Origin of the sequence: Citrobacter freundii complex sp. CFNIH2 (genome assembly GCF_002880615.1) — a bacterium.
Taxonomy (GTDB): Bacteria; Pseudomonadota; Gammaproteobacteria; order Enterobacterales; family Enterobacteriaceae; genus Citrobacter_A; species Citrobacter_A amalonaticus_F.
Genome location: NZ_CP025757.1, coordinates 1,329,914 through 1,344,027 on the forward strand (window position 1 = coordinate 1,329,914; position 14,114 = coordinate 1,344,027).

The 14,114-nt window shown below is 54.2% G+C and carries 10 protein-coding genes; 1 reads left to right on the plus strand and 9 read right to left on the minus strand.

The features are described 5' to 3' along the window. Positions 1-215: 215 nt before the first annotated feature. From narI to WM46_RS06755, 6 genes are all read right to left on the minus strand, one after another. Entirely contained in the window at positions 216-896 is a 681-nt protein-coding gene (gene narI / locus WM46_RS06730; RefSeq protein WP_061077537.1) for a respiratory nitrate reductase subunit gamma, read from the minus strand. Then, on the minus strand, positions 893-1,588 hold the full coding sequence (gene narW / locus WM46_RS06735; protein ID WP_061077536.1) for a nitrate reductase molybdenum cofactor assembly chaperone: 696 nt from the start codon (positions 1,586-1,588) through the stop codon (positions 893-895). The genes narI and narW overlap by 4 nt, the downstream gene beginning before the upstream one ends. Continuing rightward, positions 1,588-3,132 carry a nitrate reductase subunit beta gene (gene narH / locus WM46_RS06740; RefSeq protein ID WP_043000675.1) on the minus strand — a complete coding sequence of 515 codons (1,545 nt, stop codon included), beginning with the start codon at positions 3,130-3,132 and terminating at the stop codon, positions 1,588-1,590. Before narH ends, narW begins: the two co-directional genes overlap by 1 nt. Next, the gene (locus WM46_RS06745; RefSeq protein ID WP_061077534.1) at positions 3,129-6,869 is read right to left on the minus strand and encodes a nitrate reductase subunit alpha; all 3,741 of its coding nucleotides are present in this window, start codon (positions 6,867-6,869) and stop codon (positions 3,129-3,131) included. Before WM46_RS06745 ends, narH begins: the two co-directional genes overlap by 4 nt. A 148-nt stretch (positions 6,870-7,017) precedes the next feature. After that, a complete protein-coding gene (locus tag WM46_RS06750) occupies positions 7,018-8,406 on the minus strand; it encodes a NarK family nitrate/nitrite MFS transporter (protein ID WP_102601803.1) in 1,389 nt (462 codons plus the stop codon). A 215-nt stretch (positions 8,407-8,621) separates the two neighbouring features. Then, positions 8,622-9,200, minus strand: a complete 579-nt coding sequence (locus WM46_RS06755) for a TetR family transcriptional regulator (RefSeq protein ID WP_102601804.1) — start codon at positions 9,198-9,200, stop codon at positions 8,622-8,624. Positions 9,201-9,401: 201 nt separating this feature from the next. Between WM46_RS06755 and WM46_RS06760 the strand changes: the two genes are divergently transcribed. After that, positions 9,402-10,889: an MFS transporter gene (locus WM46_RS06760; RefSeq protein WP_102601805.1), complete on the plus strand. Its 1,488-nt coding sequence runs from the start codon at positions 9,402-9,404 to the stop codon at positions 10,887-10,889. Here the strand turns inward: WM46_RS06760 and WM46_RS06765 are convergent, their stop codons facing one another. The 3 genes from WM46_RS06765 to yddG form a co-directional block, all read right to left on the minus strand. Continuing rightward, entirely contained in the window at positions 10,890-11,330 is a 441-nt protein-coding gene (locus WM46_RS06765; protein WP_061077530.1) for a GFA family protein, read from the minus strand. An 86-nt stretch (positions 11,331-11,416) separates the two neighbouring features. After that, positions 11,417-12,493, minus strand: a complete 1,077-nt coding sequence (gene ompC, locus WM46_RS06770; RefSeq protein ID WP_042319003.1) for a porin OmpC — start codon at positions 12,491-12,493, stop codon at positions 11,417-11,419. Between the two features lie 547 nt (positions 12,494-13,040). Continuing rightward, positions 13,041-13,922 carry an aromatic amino acid efflux DMT transporter YddG gene (gene yddG / locus WM46_RS06775; protein ID WP_102601806.1) on the minus strand — a complete coding sequence of 294 codons (882 nt, stop codon included), beginning with the start codon at positions 13,920-13,922 and terminating at the stop codon, positions 13,041-13,043. Positions 13,923-14,114 lie beyond the last annotated feature (192 nt).

A 14,114-nucleotide genomic window follows, 5' to 3' on the forward strand; every position in this document is an offset into this window, starting at 1 on the left:
CTATTACCCGCTGTGCGTGAAACAAGTTCGCCGCATTGACGGATATAGTCACTTTAAGCAGTTGGTTACCCTGAATGACTACTTCAATATCGACAATACCATCGCGGACTAATACTCGCTCCTGATGTCTTTTCACCAGCAGCATTCTCCCTGAGGTGGAGAAGCGTCATAACGTGCAGCGTGTCGGATGGCAGTACCATCCGACACCGAAATTCCTAGCGACGGGAACGAACGATCTGGTAGCGACGACTGAAGTACTCAAACGGCGCGCTCCAGACGTGAACCAGACGGGTGAACGGGAAGATCAGGAAGATGGTCATTCCCAGCACCAGATGCACGCGGAAGATAAACGCCACGCCGTCGAGGTGGGCTGAGGCGCCGCCACGGAAGGTGACAACCGACTGTGCCCATTCCACCAGTTTCAGCATTTCACTGCCGTCCGGGTGCTGTGCGGAGAACGGTATTGTGCTTAAGCCCAGAATGCACTGAATCAGCAGAATGCAGAGGATCAGGATATCTGCCGTGGATGAGGTGGCCCGGACGCGAGAGTTAGTCAGGCGACGCACCAGCAATCCCGCACCGCCGACCAGCGTCAGTACGCCACAGATCCCGCCGGCAATCATTGCCATCTGTTGTTTCACCGCAACCGGCAGGAACCAGGCGTACATCCAGTGGGGGGTTAACATCCCGAACAGGTGACCAAAGAAGATCCCCAGAATGCCGATGTGGAACAGATTCGACCACAGAACCATCCCGCGCTTGTCCAGCATCTGACTGGAGGACGCCCGCCAGGTGTACTGCCCGTAGTCATAGCGCAGCCAACTGCCGAGGATAAACACCGTCCCGCAGAGATAGGGGTAGATGTCGTAAAAAAAGACGTTCAGGAACTGTATCATTTCGGGCCTCCCGCGCTGACGTCGACGTACTGCGGCGCCACGTCCTGGCTAAAGCGTCGTTGATATTGCTGTAACGGCGAACTGTCACAGGCCGTGGCGTTATCTTCGATAAATTTCACCTGTTCCTCTTCCCAGACGGCATCCAGCGCCTGGCGGGTATCGTCACGGGCCTCGGTATCCACCTGCTTCGTGACACTGTCACTCGATAGCGGACTGCCCGCCAGGAAAAGCAGGGCATCGAACAGTTGATACCACGGCGTGTCGCGCTGCTTTAAGCGTCCGCCCAGCAGGGCCAGAATCGGCGCAACGTTCTGCAAACCTTCGCGCGCTTCCGCTTCCGGCAGTACGCTCAGGTATTCCAGATACAGCGGCAGATGGTCCGGCAGCTCGCGACAATCAAGCTGTAGCCCGACCTTCTCGTACTGCGCCAGCAAATCGACCATCGCCTGGCCGCGATCGCGTGATTCCGCATGCACGTGCTCGAACAGCAGCAGCGAGGTGGCGCGCCCACGGTCAAACACTTCGCACCATTCGGCCTGTTTATCGAGCAACGGCGCGCTGAGCAGGGCGTCGGTGAAGTCGTTGAGCATCGGTGCCTCGTGTCTCACCAGCGCCAGCGCGTCGTCTTTACACTCCCACAGCAGCTCATCCGGATACTCCATCAGCAGGCCAATCACCTTGAGGATTTGCATTATTCCCCCTCCGCCTTATCACGTACTTCGGTAATGTTGATAGCGTCAATGCGGCTACTGTTGAACAGGTTGAATTTAGTATCGGAACCGTGACAGCCGTCGCCGAAAGAGAAGCCGCAACCGTTGCGCTCAGGAAAGGCGTCACGCGCCATCTCGCGATGGCTGGTCGGGATGACAAAACGGTCTTCGTAGTTGGCAATGGCAAGATAGCGATACATCTCTTCAATCTGTTCCACGGTCAGCCCGACTTCGTCAATCGCGCGGGTATCGGTGACGCCTTCTACGGTCTGCGAGCGCATATAGTGACGCATCGCCATCATGCGCTTCAGCGCGCGCAGCACCGGGCCGGTGTCGCCAGCGCTCAACATATTGGCGAGGTACTGCACCGGAATACGCAGGCTTTCGATCGCCGGCAGCACGCCGTCGCTTTTCGGCAGTCCGCCCGCATCGGCGTAAGACTGAATCGGCGACAGCGGCGGCACATACCAGACCATTGGCAGGGTGCGGTATTCCGGATGCAGCGGCAGCGCCAGCTTCCAGTCCATCGCCATTTTGTAGACCGGCGAACGCTGCGCCGCGTCGATCACGTTCTGTGGAATGCCCTGTTTCAGCGCTTCTTCAATCACCGCCGGGTCATGCGGATTCAGAAACACGTCGCACTGACGCTCATACAGATCGGTTTCATGCTCGGTGCTGGCCGCTTCTTCAATACGGTCCGCATCGTAGAGCAGCACGCCGAGATAGCGGATGCGCCCGACGCAGGTTTCGGAACAGACGGTTGGTTGACCAGATTCAATACGCGGATAACAGAAAATGCATTTTTCGGATTTGCCGCTTTTCCAGTTGAAGTAGATTTTTTTGTACGGACAGCCGCTGATGCACAGACGCCAGCCGCGGCATTTATCCTGATCGATCAGCACAATGCCGTCTTCTTCACGCTTGTAGATGGCGCCGCTCGGGCAGGTGGCGACACAGCTTGGGTTCAGGCAGTGTTCGCACAGGCGCGGCAGATACATCATGAAGGTGTTTTCAAACTGGCCGTACATCTCCTTCTGGATCTTGTCGAAGTTACGGTCTCGCGCGCGCTTTTCGAATTCGCCGCCAAGCAGCTCTTCCCAGTTCGGCCCCCAGATGATTTTATCCATTCGCTTGCCGTCAATCAGCGAACGGGGACGGGCGGTAGGTTGATGTTTGCCTTCTGGCGCGCTGTGCAGATGCTGATAGTCGTAGGTGAACGGCTCGTAGTAATCATCGATTTGCGGAATGACCGGGTTAGCGAAGATTTTGGTGATAACGCCCATTTTGCCGCCCAGACGCGGCCTGATCTTGCCATTCACGTCGCGAACCCAGCCGCCTTGCCATTCTTCCTGGTCTTCCCAGTTTTTCGGATAACCGATGCCGGGTTTCGTCTCGACGTTGTTAAACCACGCGTACTCCATCCCTTCACGTCCGGTCCAGACGTTTTTACAGGTGACGGAGCAGGTGTGGCAGCCAATGCATTTATCGAGGTTCAGTACCATGCCAACCTGTGAGCGTATCTTCATTTTTTCGCCTCCTGTACCTGATCCCGACCTTCATCATCCAGCCAGTCAATGTTTTTCATTTTTCTAATCATGATGAACTCGTCGCGGTTGGAGCCGACGGTACCGTAATAGTTAAAGCCGTAAGCAAGCTGCGCATAGCCGCCAATCATGTGGGTCGGTTTCGGGCACACGCGGGTGACGGAGTTGTGGATCCCGCCGCGCATCCCGGTGACTTCCGAACCGGGGATATTCATGATGCGTTCCTGCGCGTGGTACATCATCGTCATGCCGGGCGGCACGCGCTGACTCACCACCGCACGGGCGGTGAGGGCGCCGTTGGCGTTGAAGGCTTCGATCCAGTCGTTATCCTCAATGCCCAGCTCTTTGGCATCCGTTTCACTGATCCAGACAATCGGCCCGCCGCGCGACAGCGTCAGCATCAGCAGGTTTTCGCTATAGGTGGAGTGAATGCCCCATTTCTGGTGCGGCGTCAGGAAGTTCAGTGCTTTTTCCGGGAAACCGTTCGGCGGAATTTCCCGCATTTCGCTGACGCTACGGGTATCAATCGGCGGACGATAAGCCACGAGGCTTTCGCCGAACGCCCGCATCCATTGATGGTCCTGATACAGCTGTTGACGACCAGAGAGCGTGCGCCACGGGATCAGCTCATGGACGTTGGTATAGCCCGCGTTATAGGAGACATGTTCACTTTCCAGACCGGACCAGGTCGGGCTGGAGATGATTTTGCGCGGCTGCGCCTGGATATCGCGGAAGCGAATCTTCTCGTCTTCTTTGTTGAGCGCCAGATGCGTATGTTCACGACCAGTCATCGCGCCGAGCGCTTCCCACGCTTTCACAGCGACCTGACCGTTGGTTTCCGGGGCGAGGGCGAGGATCACTTCCGATGCGTCCAGTGCAGTTTCAATCAGCGGACGGCCTTTCGCCGGGCCTTCGCGCTTGGTGTAGTTGAGCTTGCCGAGGAAATCGACCTCCGTCTGGGTGTTCCACGAGATCCCTTTACCGCCGTTACCCAACTTGTCCATCAACGGTCCGAGCGAGGTAAAACGCTCGTACGTCGCGGGGTAATCACGTTCTACCACGGCGATGTTTGGCGCGGTTTTACCGGGGATTAAATCGCATTCCCCTTTACGCCAGTCCTGAATGTCGAACGGCTGCGAAAGTTCTGCCGGTGAATCGTGCTGCAGCGGTTGCAGCACCACGTCGGTTTCTTGTCCCAGATGGCCGACACAGACCTCAGAGAACACCCTGGCAATGCCTTTGTAGATTTCCCAGTCGCTTTTTGATTCCCACGCCGGATCCACCGCCGCAGACAGCGGGTGAATAAACGGATGCATATCCGAAGTATTCATGTCGTCTTTTTCATACCAGGTGGCAGTGGGAAGAACAATATCGGAGAACAGACAGGTACTCGACATACGGAAGTCGAGCGTCACCAGCAGGTCGAGCTTGCCTTCGATTGCCGCTGACTGCCATTCCACCTCTTCCGGTTTAATGCCTTCACTGGAACCCAGCGCTTCCCCCTGAATGCCGCTCTCTGTTCCCAGTAAATATTTGAGCATGTACTCATGGCCTTTACCGGAAGAACCGAGGAGGTTAGAGCGCCAGACAAACAGATTGCGCGGATGGTTCTTACCGCTGTCGGGCTGTTCGCAGGCAAAACGAATATCACCGGATTTCAATGCCTGAATGGTGTACTCCGCAGGCGATAAGCCGGCCTTTTCGGCGCTGGCTTTCACCGTCAGCGGGTTGAGGTTGAGCTGCGGCGCAGAAGGCAGCCAGCCCATGCGCTCGGCACGCACGTTGAAATCGATCAGATGGCCGGTGAATTTCGAGGCATCCGCCAGCGGTGAGAGCAGTTCCTGGGCGGTCAGTTTTTCATAACGCCACTGGCTGGCGTGATTATAGAAAAACGAGGTGCTGTTCATCTGGCGCGGCGGACGGTTCCAGTCCAGCGCGAAAGCCAGCGGTAGCCAGCCGGTTTGCGGACGCAGTTTTTCCTGGCCGACATAGTGCGCCCAGCCGCCGCCGCTCTGTCCGACACAGCCGCAGAACACGAGGATGTTGATCATTCCCCGGTAGTTCATGTCCATGTGATACCAGTGGTTGACACCGGCACCAAGGATAATCATCGAACGTCCGTGAGTTTTATGCGCGGTATCGGCAAACTCACGGGCGATGGTTTCAATCTGGAAACGCGGCACGCCGGTGATCTGTTCCGCCCAAGCCGGGGTGTAGGCTTTGACCTCGGAATAGTCCTTCGCACCGTACGCGTCATCCAGACCGCGATCGAGGCCGTAGTTTGCCAGCACAAGATCGTAGACGCTGACCACCGGACAACGGCTGCCATCGGCAAGCGTCAGTTGCTTCACCGGCAGTTGGCGCACCAGCACCGGCTCCTGCTTCACGCTGCGAAAATGCGGGTTTTCGTTGCCGCCAAAATAGGGGAAGGCGACGCCCAGCACCTCATCGTGTTGACCGAGCAATGACAGCGTCAGCTCGGTTTCCGTTTCCGCCGCCAGCGACTCAAGGTTCCATTTGCCTTTTTCGCCCCAGCGGAAACCGATCGAGCCGTTAGGCACCACCAGTTCACCGGCGCTGTTGCAGGCGACGGTTTTCCACTCCGGATTGTTACTTTCACCCAGACCATCAACCAGATCCGAGGCACGCATCATTCGTCCTGGCACATAGCTGCCGTCCTCGCGGGCATCCAGCAATACCAGCATCGGCATATCGGTGTAGCGACGGCAATAGTTAAGGAAATAGTCGCTGGGATTGTCGAGGTGGAACTCTTTTAAGATCACATGGCCCATTGCCATCGCCAGCGCGCTGTCGGTGCCTTGTTTTGGCGCCAGCCACTGATCGCTTAGCTTGGCGACTTCAGAGAAGTCAGGGGTAATGGCGACCGTTTTGGTGCCTTTGTAACGTACCTCGGTAAAGAAGTGCGCATCCGGCGTCCGCGTTTGCGGCACGTTGGAGCCCCAGGCGATGATATAGCTGGAGTTGTACCAGTCGGCCGATTCCGGCACATCAGTCTGTTCGCCCCAGGTCATCGGTGACGCGGGCGGTAAGTCGCAGTACCAGTCGTAAAAACTCAGACAGGTACCGCCGAGCAGGGAAAGATAACGGGTACCTGCGGCATAGGAGACCATCGACATTGCCGGGATCGGCGAGAAGCCGGCAACGCGGTCCGGCCCATAGGTTTTCACTGTCCAGACGTTGGCGGCGGCGATTAACTGGTTAAGCTCTTTCCAGTTGGAGCGGATGAATCCACCGTGCCCACGTACCTGTTTGTAGCTCTGGCACTTTAGCGGGTCGTTCATGATCGACTCCCACGCCAGCACCGGATCGGCATGGATGGACAGCGCGTCGCGCCACAGTTCGATCAGACGCTTACGCACCAGCGGGTATTTCAGGCGGTTGGCGCTGTACAGATACCAGGAGTAGCTGGCGCCACGCGGGCAGCCGCGCGGTTCATGGTTAGGCAGATCCGGACGCGTCCGCGGATAGTCAGTCTGCTGGGTTTCCCAGGTCACCAGACCATTTTTGACGTAGATTTTCCAGCTACAGGAGCCGGTACAGTTCACCCCGTGGGTGGAACGGACAATCTTGTCAAACTGCCAGCGCTGACGGTAGCTGTCTTCCCAGTCCCGGTTGGTATGCATCACCTGGCCGTGACCGTCAGCAAAGGTGTCACCCTTTTGTTTAAAGTAACGGAAGCGATCCAACAGTTTACTCATGACATTTCTCCTGCTCCATAGGGTCTTGTAGGCCGGATAAGTCCTGTAGGTCTGATAAGACGCCTCGGCGTCGCCATCAGGCGTAAACTCTTGCCGGATAGAGGCGCAAGCGCCTTACCCGGCCTACAAAACATCGGTGAATATGTTGTTATTTTTGCTTCGGTTTACGGCGGCCATAGACCAGCCAGGTCACCAGCACGCAGACGATGTAAAACACCAGAAAGATTTTCATGGCGCCGACGGGAGAACCGGTCATCGCCAGCGAACTGCCGAAGGCTTTAGGAATGAAAAAACCGCCGACGGCGCCAATAGCGGAAATAAAGCCCAGCGCGGCGGCGGTGTCGGTCACCGCTTCACGCTGTGCCTGTTCGTCGCTTCCACCACGCAGTTTCACCTTGTACATGGTGAGCTGGCGGAAGATGACGGCGATCATCTGGAAGGTAGAGCCGCTGCCCAGACCGGCGGTCAGGAACAGTCCCATAAAGACCAGATAGAAGGCGATAAAGCTGCCGGAACCCGAGCCGGGCAGGGTCAGGAACAGCAGGGCCGAGAACAGAGCCATAAAAATGAAGTTAATCAGCGTCACCCGGACGCCGCCGAACTTATCGGAGATAACGCCGCCCGCAGAACGCGCCAGCGCACCGATAAACGGGCCAAAAAACGCCAGATTGAGGATATTCACGTCGGGGAACTGCGTCTTCGCCAGCATGGCAAAGCCCGCGGAAAAGCCAATGAACGATCCGAATGTGGCCAGATAGAGCAGGCTCAACAGCCAGAGGTGAAAGCGCTTGAGCACCGGTAACTGAGAAGCGATAGAGGCTTTAGAGCTGGCGATGTCATTAGTGCCCAGCCAGGCGGCAATCGTGGCAATCGCCAGCAGCGGCACCCAGATCCAGGCGGCGTTTGCCAGTGAGAGCAGTGACCCATCGGGTTGCGGTATGCCCTGAACGCCGAGGAAGGCGAAGATCGGCAGAAAGATCACCAGCGGCGCGACGAGTTGCATCACGCTGACGCCCAGATTACCCAGCCCTCCGTTCACCCCCAGCGCGCTGCCTTGATTCGCTTTTGGGAAAAAGAAGCTGATGTTACCCATGCTGGACGCAAAGTTTGCGCCAGCAAAACCGCACAGCAGCGCGATGATGATAAATACCTCGAAAGGAGTGGTGGTATTTTGCACCGCAAAGCCGAGCCAGACGCAAGGAATAATCAGGATAGCGGTACTAAAAACCGTCCAGCGACGCCCCCCAAATAGGGGTACCATAAAGGAGTAGGGGACGCGTAATATTGCACCAGAAAGTGAAGGTAATGCGGTTAATAAAAAGAGTTGGTCGGTGGTGAAATTAAAACCGATTTTATTGAGATTAACGGCGACGGCGCTGAACAACATCCAGACACAGAAGGCAAGCAACAGGCAAGCGACTGAGATACAAAGGTTTCTTCGTGCTATGTGTTTTCCTTTATTCTCCCAAAATGCGGGATTTTCCGGCTTCCAGTCACTCAAAAGATAACGATTATTTTTCTCATTTTGTCGTGCCATATTACCCCTCACATGCACATGTCGTTCATGAAAAATAAGAAATAGTCTGCACAAAGGGCGCTATAAGCCCTTTTTAGAATTTATTGATGCTTTTAGGAATATTGATGAAAGGATAGATAAGAATGCGCAACCACGCGGAGTGAAGGGGGAATAACAGGTTGCTTAAGTGTTACCAAATGTAAATAAAAAAGTGCAAACGCTTAACATTCATTCGTTCAGGAAAAAAGCTCCAGCGTAATCATATGATCCAGATGGCGATCAAACGCCGGATCGGCCATCTCCTGAATGCCGAGAACGTACATGCCATCAAGGCCGCACACCAGCGCGATCAGACGCCAGGCAATGTCTGCAGGTGCGGAGGCGGTAGTAAACTCACCGGCAGCAAGCCCGTTTTCGATAATGGCGACCGTCTCTTCATGCCACATGCGCATGGTGAGGAGATAAGCGCTTTTGATTTCCGGGTCTTTATCCGCAAGGATCTGCGCTTCGCGCCAGAGCTTGATATAGGGCTCGAATCCGCGGTCATCACTGCCCAGCGTGGCGTGCAGACGCGTGCGCCAGGTGGCATCTTCCGCGACAAGTTCTGCATCCAGCAGGGCGCGAATCAGACGAACAAAAGCCTGCGATTTCAGTTCTCCGGAAGAGGTGAAATGGTGGTGGACTTGTCCGGTTGCCACCTTTGCTTCTGTGGCAATCCGCCGGACGGTCATGGCCGAAAAGCCATCTTCAAGCGCCACGCGCATGGCTGCCTGCAAAATCACTTCGCGGCGTTCATCTTTATTCAGATAGCTCATACCACCTCCATTCATCCCGGAGAGGCAGTGTATCAATAAGCTGGACAGATGTTCAATTACGGGCGGAGCAGGCCTTCCCAAATTCAATCACGCTCATTGTTTGATAATCACGTAGCTGAACAAAAAGTTGGACATACGTTCAATTTTCCGTAGGATCGGCAAAGCTGGACATGTGTCCAGTTTGTTTTCGTAGGGAGTTTTATGTTTCGTCAGTGGTTAACGTTAGTGATTATTGTGCTGGTCTACATTCCTGTTGCGATTGATGCAACGGTGCTGCACGTTGCCGCACCCACGCTGAGTATGACGCTGGGTGCCAGTGGCAACGAACTGTTGTGGATCATTGATATTTACTCGCTGGTGATGGCAGGGATGGTACTGCCGATGGGGGCGCTCGGCGATCGCATCGGTTTTAAACGCCTGCTGATTCTCGGCGGGGCGCTGTTCGGTCTCGCCTCACTGGCTGCGGCCTTTGCCCACACCGCCAGTTGGCTTATCGCCACTCGGGCCATTCTGGCGATTGGCGCGGCAATGATCGTGCCGGCGACGCTGGCCGGGATCCGCGCCACCTTCTCGCAAGCACGCCACCGCAACATGGCGCTTGGCGTCTGGGCGGCGGTGGGTTCAGGTGGGGCGGCATTTGGGCCACTGGTGGGCGGCATGCTGCTTGAGCACTTCTACTGGGGCTCGGTGTTCTTAATTAATGTGCCGATTGTTCTTGTCGTGGTGGCGCTCACCGCGCGCTATGTTCCACGTCAGGCCGGACGTCGCGATCAGCCGCTCAATCTGGGACATGCCATTATGCTGATTGTCGCGATTCTGCTGCTGGTTTACAGCGCGAAAACGGCACTGAAAGGGCACATCGCTACCGGCGTTATCGCGCTGGCGCTGGTGAGCGGCGCACTGTTGTTGGCGCAGTTTGTCCGCATTCAACTGGCGGCGAGTCGTCCCATGATTGATATGCGCCTGTTCACCCATCGCATTATCTTAAGCGGCGTGGTGATGGCGATGACGGCGATGATTACGCTGGTCGGTTTTGAGTTGTTAATGGCGCAGGAGCTGCAGTTTGTTCATGGCTTAACGCCGTATCAGGCAGGATTGTTTATGCTGCCAGTGATGCTGGCCAGCGGATTTAGCGGTCCGATTGCCGGGATGCTGGTATCACGACTGGGGCTGCGGAAAGTGGCCACCGGCGGAATGGCGCTATGCGCGCTGAGTTTCTATGGTCTGGCGGCAACGGATTTCAGTACTCAGCAAATCCAGGCCTGGATATTAATGGCGCTACTGGGATTCAGTGCTTCCAGCGCACTGCTGGCCTCAACGGCGGCAATTATGGCGGCGGCACCCGCCGAGAAAGCGGCAGCGGCCGGGGCGATCGAAACGATGGCCTATGAGCTGGGGGCGGGACTGGGGATTGCTATCTTTGGTCTGTTGCTCAGCCGTAGCTTCTCTGCGTCGATTACGCTGCCTGACGGTCTGAACGCCGGGGAGATAGCGCGCGCGTCGTCCTCGATGGGGGAAGCGGTACAACTGGCGCAGACACTTCCTGCGACATTGGCGGATCCTGTCCTGTTGGCCGCGAAGCAGGCTTTTACCTGGTCGCATAGCGTGGCATTAAGCAGTGCCGGAAGCATGCTGATTCTGCTGGCAGTGGGCATGTGGTTTAGTCTGGCGAAGGCCACACGCGAATAATCAGTGGGTGAACTGGCAGCGGTTATCCAGTTCTTCAACTTCCTTGCCGCTCAGACGCGCGTACTGACCCGTGAGCCGCCAGAACGCGGGTTGCGTTTCGGTATAAATCTCAGCGGCGAGGATCAGACGACGGCGATCGACCTCGTTGAATTCGAGCAACGTCCAGGGAATGAAGTAGCGCTCAGTGTCGGTCAACTTGATCCACAGCGGACATCCACAGCCGGAGCAAAAATACCGTTCGCCGCGTGGTGACGACGCAAAATGTGCCGGGTCGGATGCTTCGGGATCTATCATCGGTTGCCCACAGGCTTCCAGATACATGGCGATACCACCGGACCATTTCTGGCATATCGTACAATGACAGGCATAGACGTCGAGGGATTCGACATCGACGGTAAAATGGCTCTGCCCGCAGAGGCAACGTCCTGTGTAGGTTTGCACGGCATTCTCCTTATGACCGGTTCAACGTCGGGGAAAAAAAACCAGCCCATCGTGGGCTGGCTTTTGTACAGCTCAATTCTAAACAATTAGAACTGATAGGTCAGGCCAACGGCAACGATGTCGTCAGTGCCTACACCAGCAGCACGAGTAAAGTTGCTTTCGTCGATCAGGTTGATTTTGTAATCAACATAGGTAGACATGTTTTTGTTGAAGTAGTAGGTTGCGCCAACATCAATGTACTCAACCACATCCTGATCGCCCCATGCACCCAGGTCTTTAGCTTTGGATTTCAGGTAAGCCAGGGACGGACGCAGACCGAAGTCGAACTGGTACTGAGCAACAACTTCAAAGTTCTGAGTTTTGTTCGCGATATGATCATCACCGAACGGAGTCATGTTGCGAGTTTCAGAGTAGGTAGTTGCCAGATAGATGTTGTTCGCATCATATTTCAGGCCAGCAGCCCACACTTCAGCGTTGTCGCCGGAAGCATTCAGACTGTTGTTACCGTAGGCAACCTGGTCGTCAGTACGGTCAGATTTCGCATAAGCGGCGCTTGCTGCAAAACCTTCGTACTCATAGCTGGTAGACAGACCGAAGCCATCACCGTTCGCTTTAACTTCGTCGCCGCGATCGTTTTTACCCTGATACTGCAGAGCAAAGTTCCAGCCTTCAACCAGACCGAAGAAGTCGGTGTTACGGTAGGTCGCAACGCCAGTTGTACGAGCAGTCATGAAGTTGTCAGTCTGGGTCCAGGTGTCACCACCGAACTCAGGCAGAACGTCGGTCCATGCGCCAACATCGTAAGCAACGCCGTAGTTACGGCCATAATCGAAAGAACCGAATTCAGCAAATTTCAGACCAGCAAATGCCAGACGAGTTTTGTTGCCTTTGGCGCCATCTGATTCAGCGTTGTTGCCTTTGAATTCATATTCCCACTGGCCGAAACCGGTCAGTTGGTCATTAATCTGCGTTTCGCCTTTGAAACCCAGACGTGCATAAGTTTTGTCGCCATCATCGCCGTCATTGTCGGAGAAGTAGTGCAGAGCGGTAACTTTACCGTACAGATCCAGTTTGTTGCCGTCTTTGTTATACACTTCTGCCGCATTCACGACGCCTGCTGCCAACAGGCTAGTCACTGCCACTGCAACTAATTTAAGTTTCATTGTTAACAATCCTTATAATTTTCTTGGTGTGATTCCTGAACCATTGTCGATCGAAGCTTTTCCTCAATGGCAAACTATTTTTAAATTACGCAGCAGTATCAATTCAATAATAAGTTTCATGTAATTGCAGATTATTTCTATTTGTGTGATCCAGATCGCCTTAAGGCAAATCCGAGGCGCGGAAATTCTTAGAAATAACCTTTTATGCAATATTTTCGCAGGGAATTATATACGGCTTATTGGTTATTATGCGAGTTAGTTATCAGTGTGTACTATATACAGGTTAATAATTGTTGAACAATGTAAACCTCTGATTTATTAGCGTCTTGTTATCATAAATTTAACATAAGTTTAAAGACTTAGCGCTCTTATTAGAGATGAAATAAATAAACCCGATTCTGAAGATTAATAAAGGTATGGTTGAGTGGTCAGAAAAAATCAAATAAGAATTTTCTAACAAAAGATGAATATCCTAAGAATGGGCTGGTGACGATTTGTCACGCGAAAGCAAAGTCCGGGCCAGAAAGCGTACCGACCCGGGAGAGCGTTACGCGCGGCGTGTGGCCCACCAGCACAGCAGAGAACCGATGCAAACCATAATGGCACCCTGCCAGAAAGAGAACGATAGCGGGGCGCTCAGCAGCACGGCTGCCAGCGCAGATGACAGCACCGGTGTGAAATACGAGCCTACCGCCATGATGGTGACGTTGCCGTGCAAAATTCCCACGTTCCAGGCCGCATAGGCAAAACCCAGCGTCAGGGCGGCAGAGACCAGTTTAATGATGACCGGCGTACTGAACACCATTTCAGGTTGTGGCGTCAAAAAATAGTGAACCCACAAACTGAGTGCGGTCAGTAAAACGAAAACCGTGATGCCATTAAATCCACGCGCGTATTTATTGGTTACGGTACAGTAGGTCGCCCAGATAAAAGCCCCGAGAAAGGCGAGAAAATAGCTCAATGGACTGCTGGTGATATTACTGATAATTTCCCCAGGATTCAGGCCGTTTTCGCCACCCAGCACCCAACAAATACCGGTTATCGCGAGCAGTAATCCAGGAACGATTATCCAGGTGGTTTTTTGACCATTAAACAGAATCGCGAATAAAATAGTCAGACTTGGCCATAAATAATTGACCATACCGACCTCAATCGCCTGATGACGTGTGGCGGCATAGCCCAACGATAACGCCAGACATATTTCATAACTGACAAACAGCACGCTACCGGCGATTAAATAACCAACAGGAAAACGGCGGATATTGGGAAAACCCACGGTAAATATCAGCAGCAGTCCACTTAATGAATAGATTGCCGCCGCACCGCCGACTGGCCCAAGTCCTTCACTGACGCCGCGAATCAGACCTACCATTGTGCTCCACAGCACAATCGCAATAAGTCCAATCAGCGTTGCTTTTTGTTTCGTCATTCTGTTTGCCGTTTCCCATGCCTTATCTAAAAAGAAGTTGAAATATATAGCACTTTTTTAGCGAAATTATCCAGGCGAATACTGAGAGGGGTTACCACCTTAGTGGTATATAAAACCGACAATTGGGACTATTTAGTAGCGGAACCGTTTCGTTATTGATTTGACTCAAAAAAAATATGGGTATTGCTGTTA

Coding starts and splice junctions, on each gene's coding strand:
- WM46_RS06755 (WP_102601804.1), bottom strand. CDS start 9,200: ATGAGCTATCTGAATAAAGATGAACGCCGCGAAGTGATTTTGCAGGCA.
- WM46_RS06760 (WP_102601805.1), top strand. CDS start 9,402: ATGTTTCGTCAGTGGTTAACGTTAGTGATTATTGTGCTGGTCTACATT.
- WM46_RS06745 (WP_061077534.1), bottom strand. CDS start 6,869: ATGAGTAAACTGTTGGATCGCTTCCGTTACTTTAAACAAAAGGGTGAC.
- narH (WP_043000675.1), bottom strand. CDS start 3,132: ATGAAGATACGCTCACAGGTTGGCATGGTACTGAACCTCGATAAATGC.
- yddG (WP_102601806.1), bottom strand. CDS start 13,922: ATGACGAAACAAAAAGCAACGCTGATTGGACTTATTGCGATTGTGCTG.
- narI (WP_061077537.1), bottom strand. CDS start 896: ATGATACAGTTCCTGAACGTCTTTTTTTACGACATCTACCCCTATCTC.
- ompC (WP_042319003.1), bottom strand. CDS start 12,493: ATGAAACTTAAATTAGTTGCAGTGGCAGTGACTAGCCTGTTGGCAGCA.
- narW (WP_061077536.1), bottom strand. CDS start 1,588: ATGCAAATCCTCAAGGTGATTGGCCTGCTGATGGAGTATCCGGATGAG.
- WM46_RS06750 (WP_102601803.1), bottom strand. CDS start 8,406: ATGGCACGACAAAATGAGAAAAATAATCGTTATCTTTTGAGTGACTGG.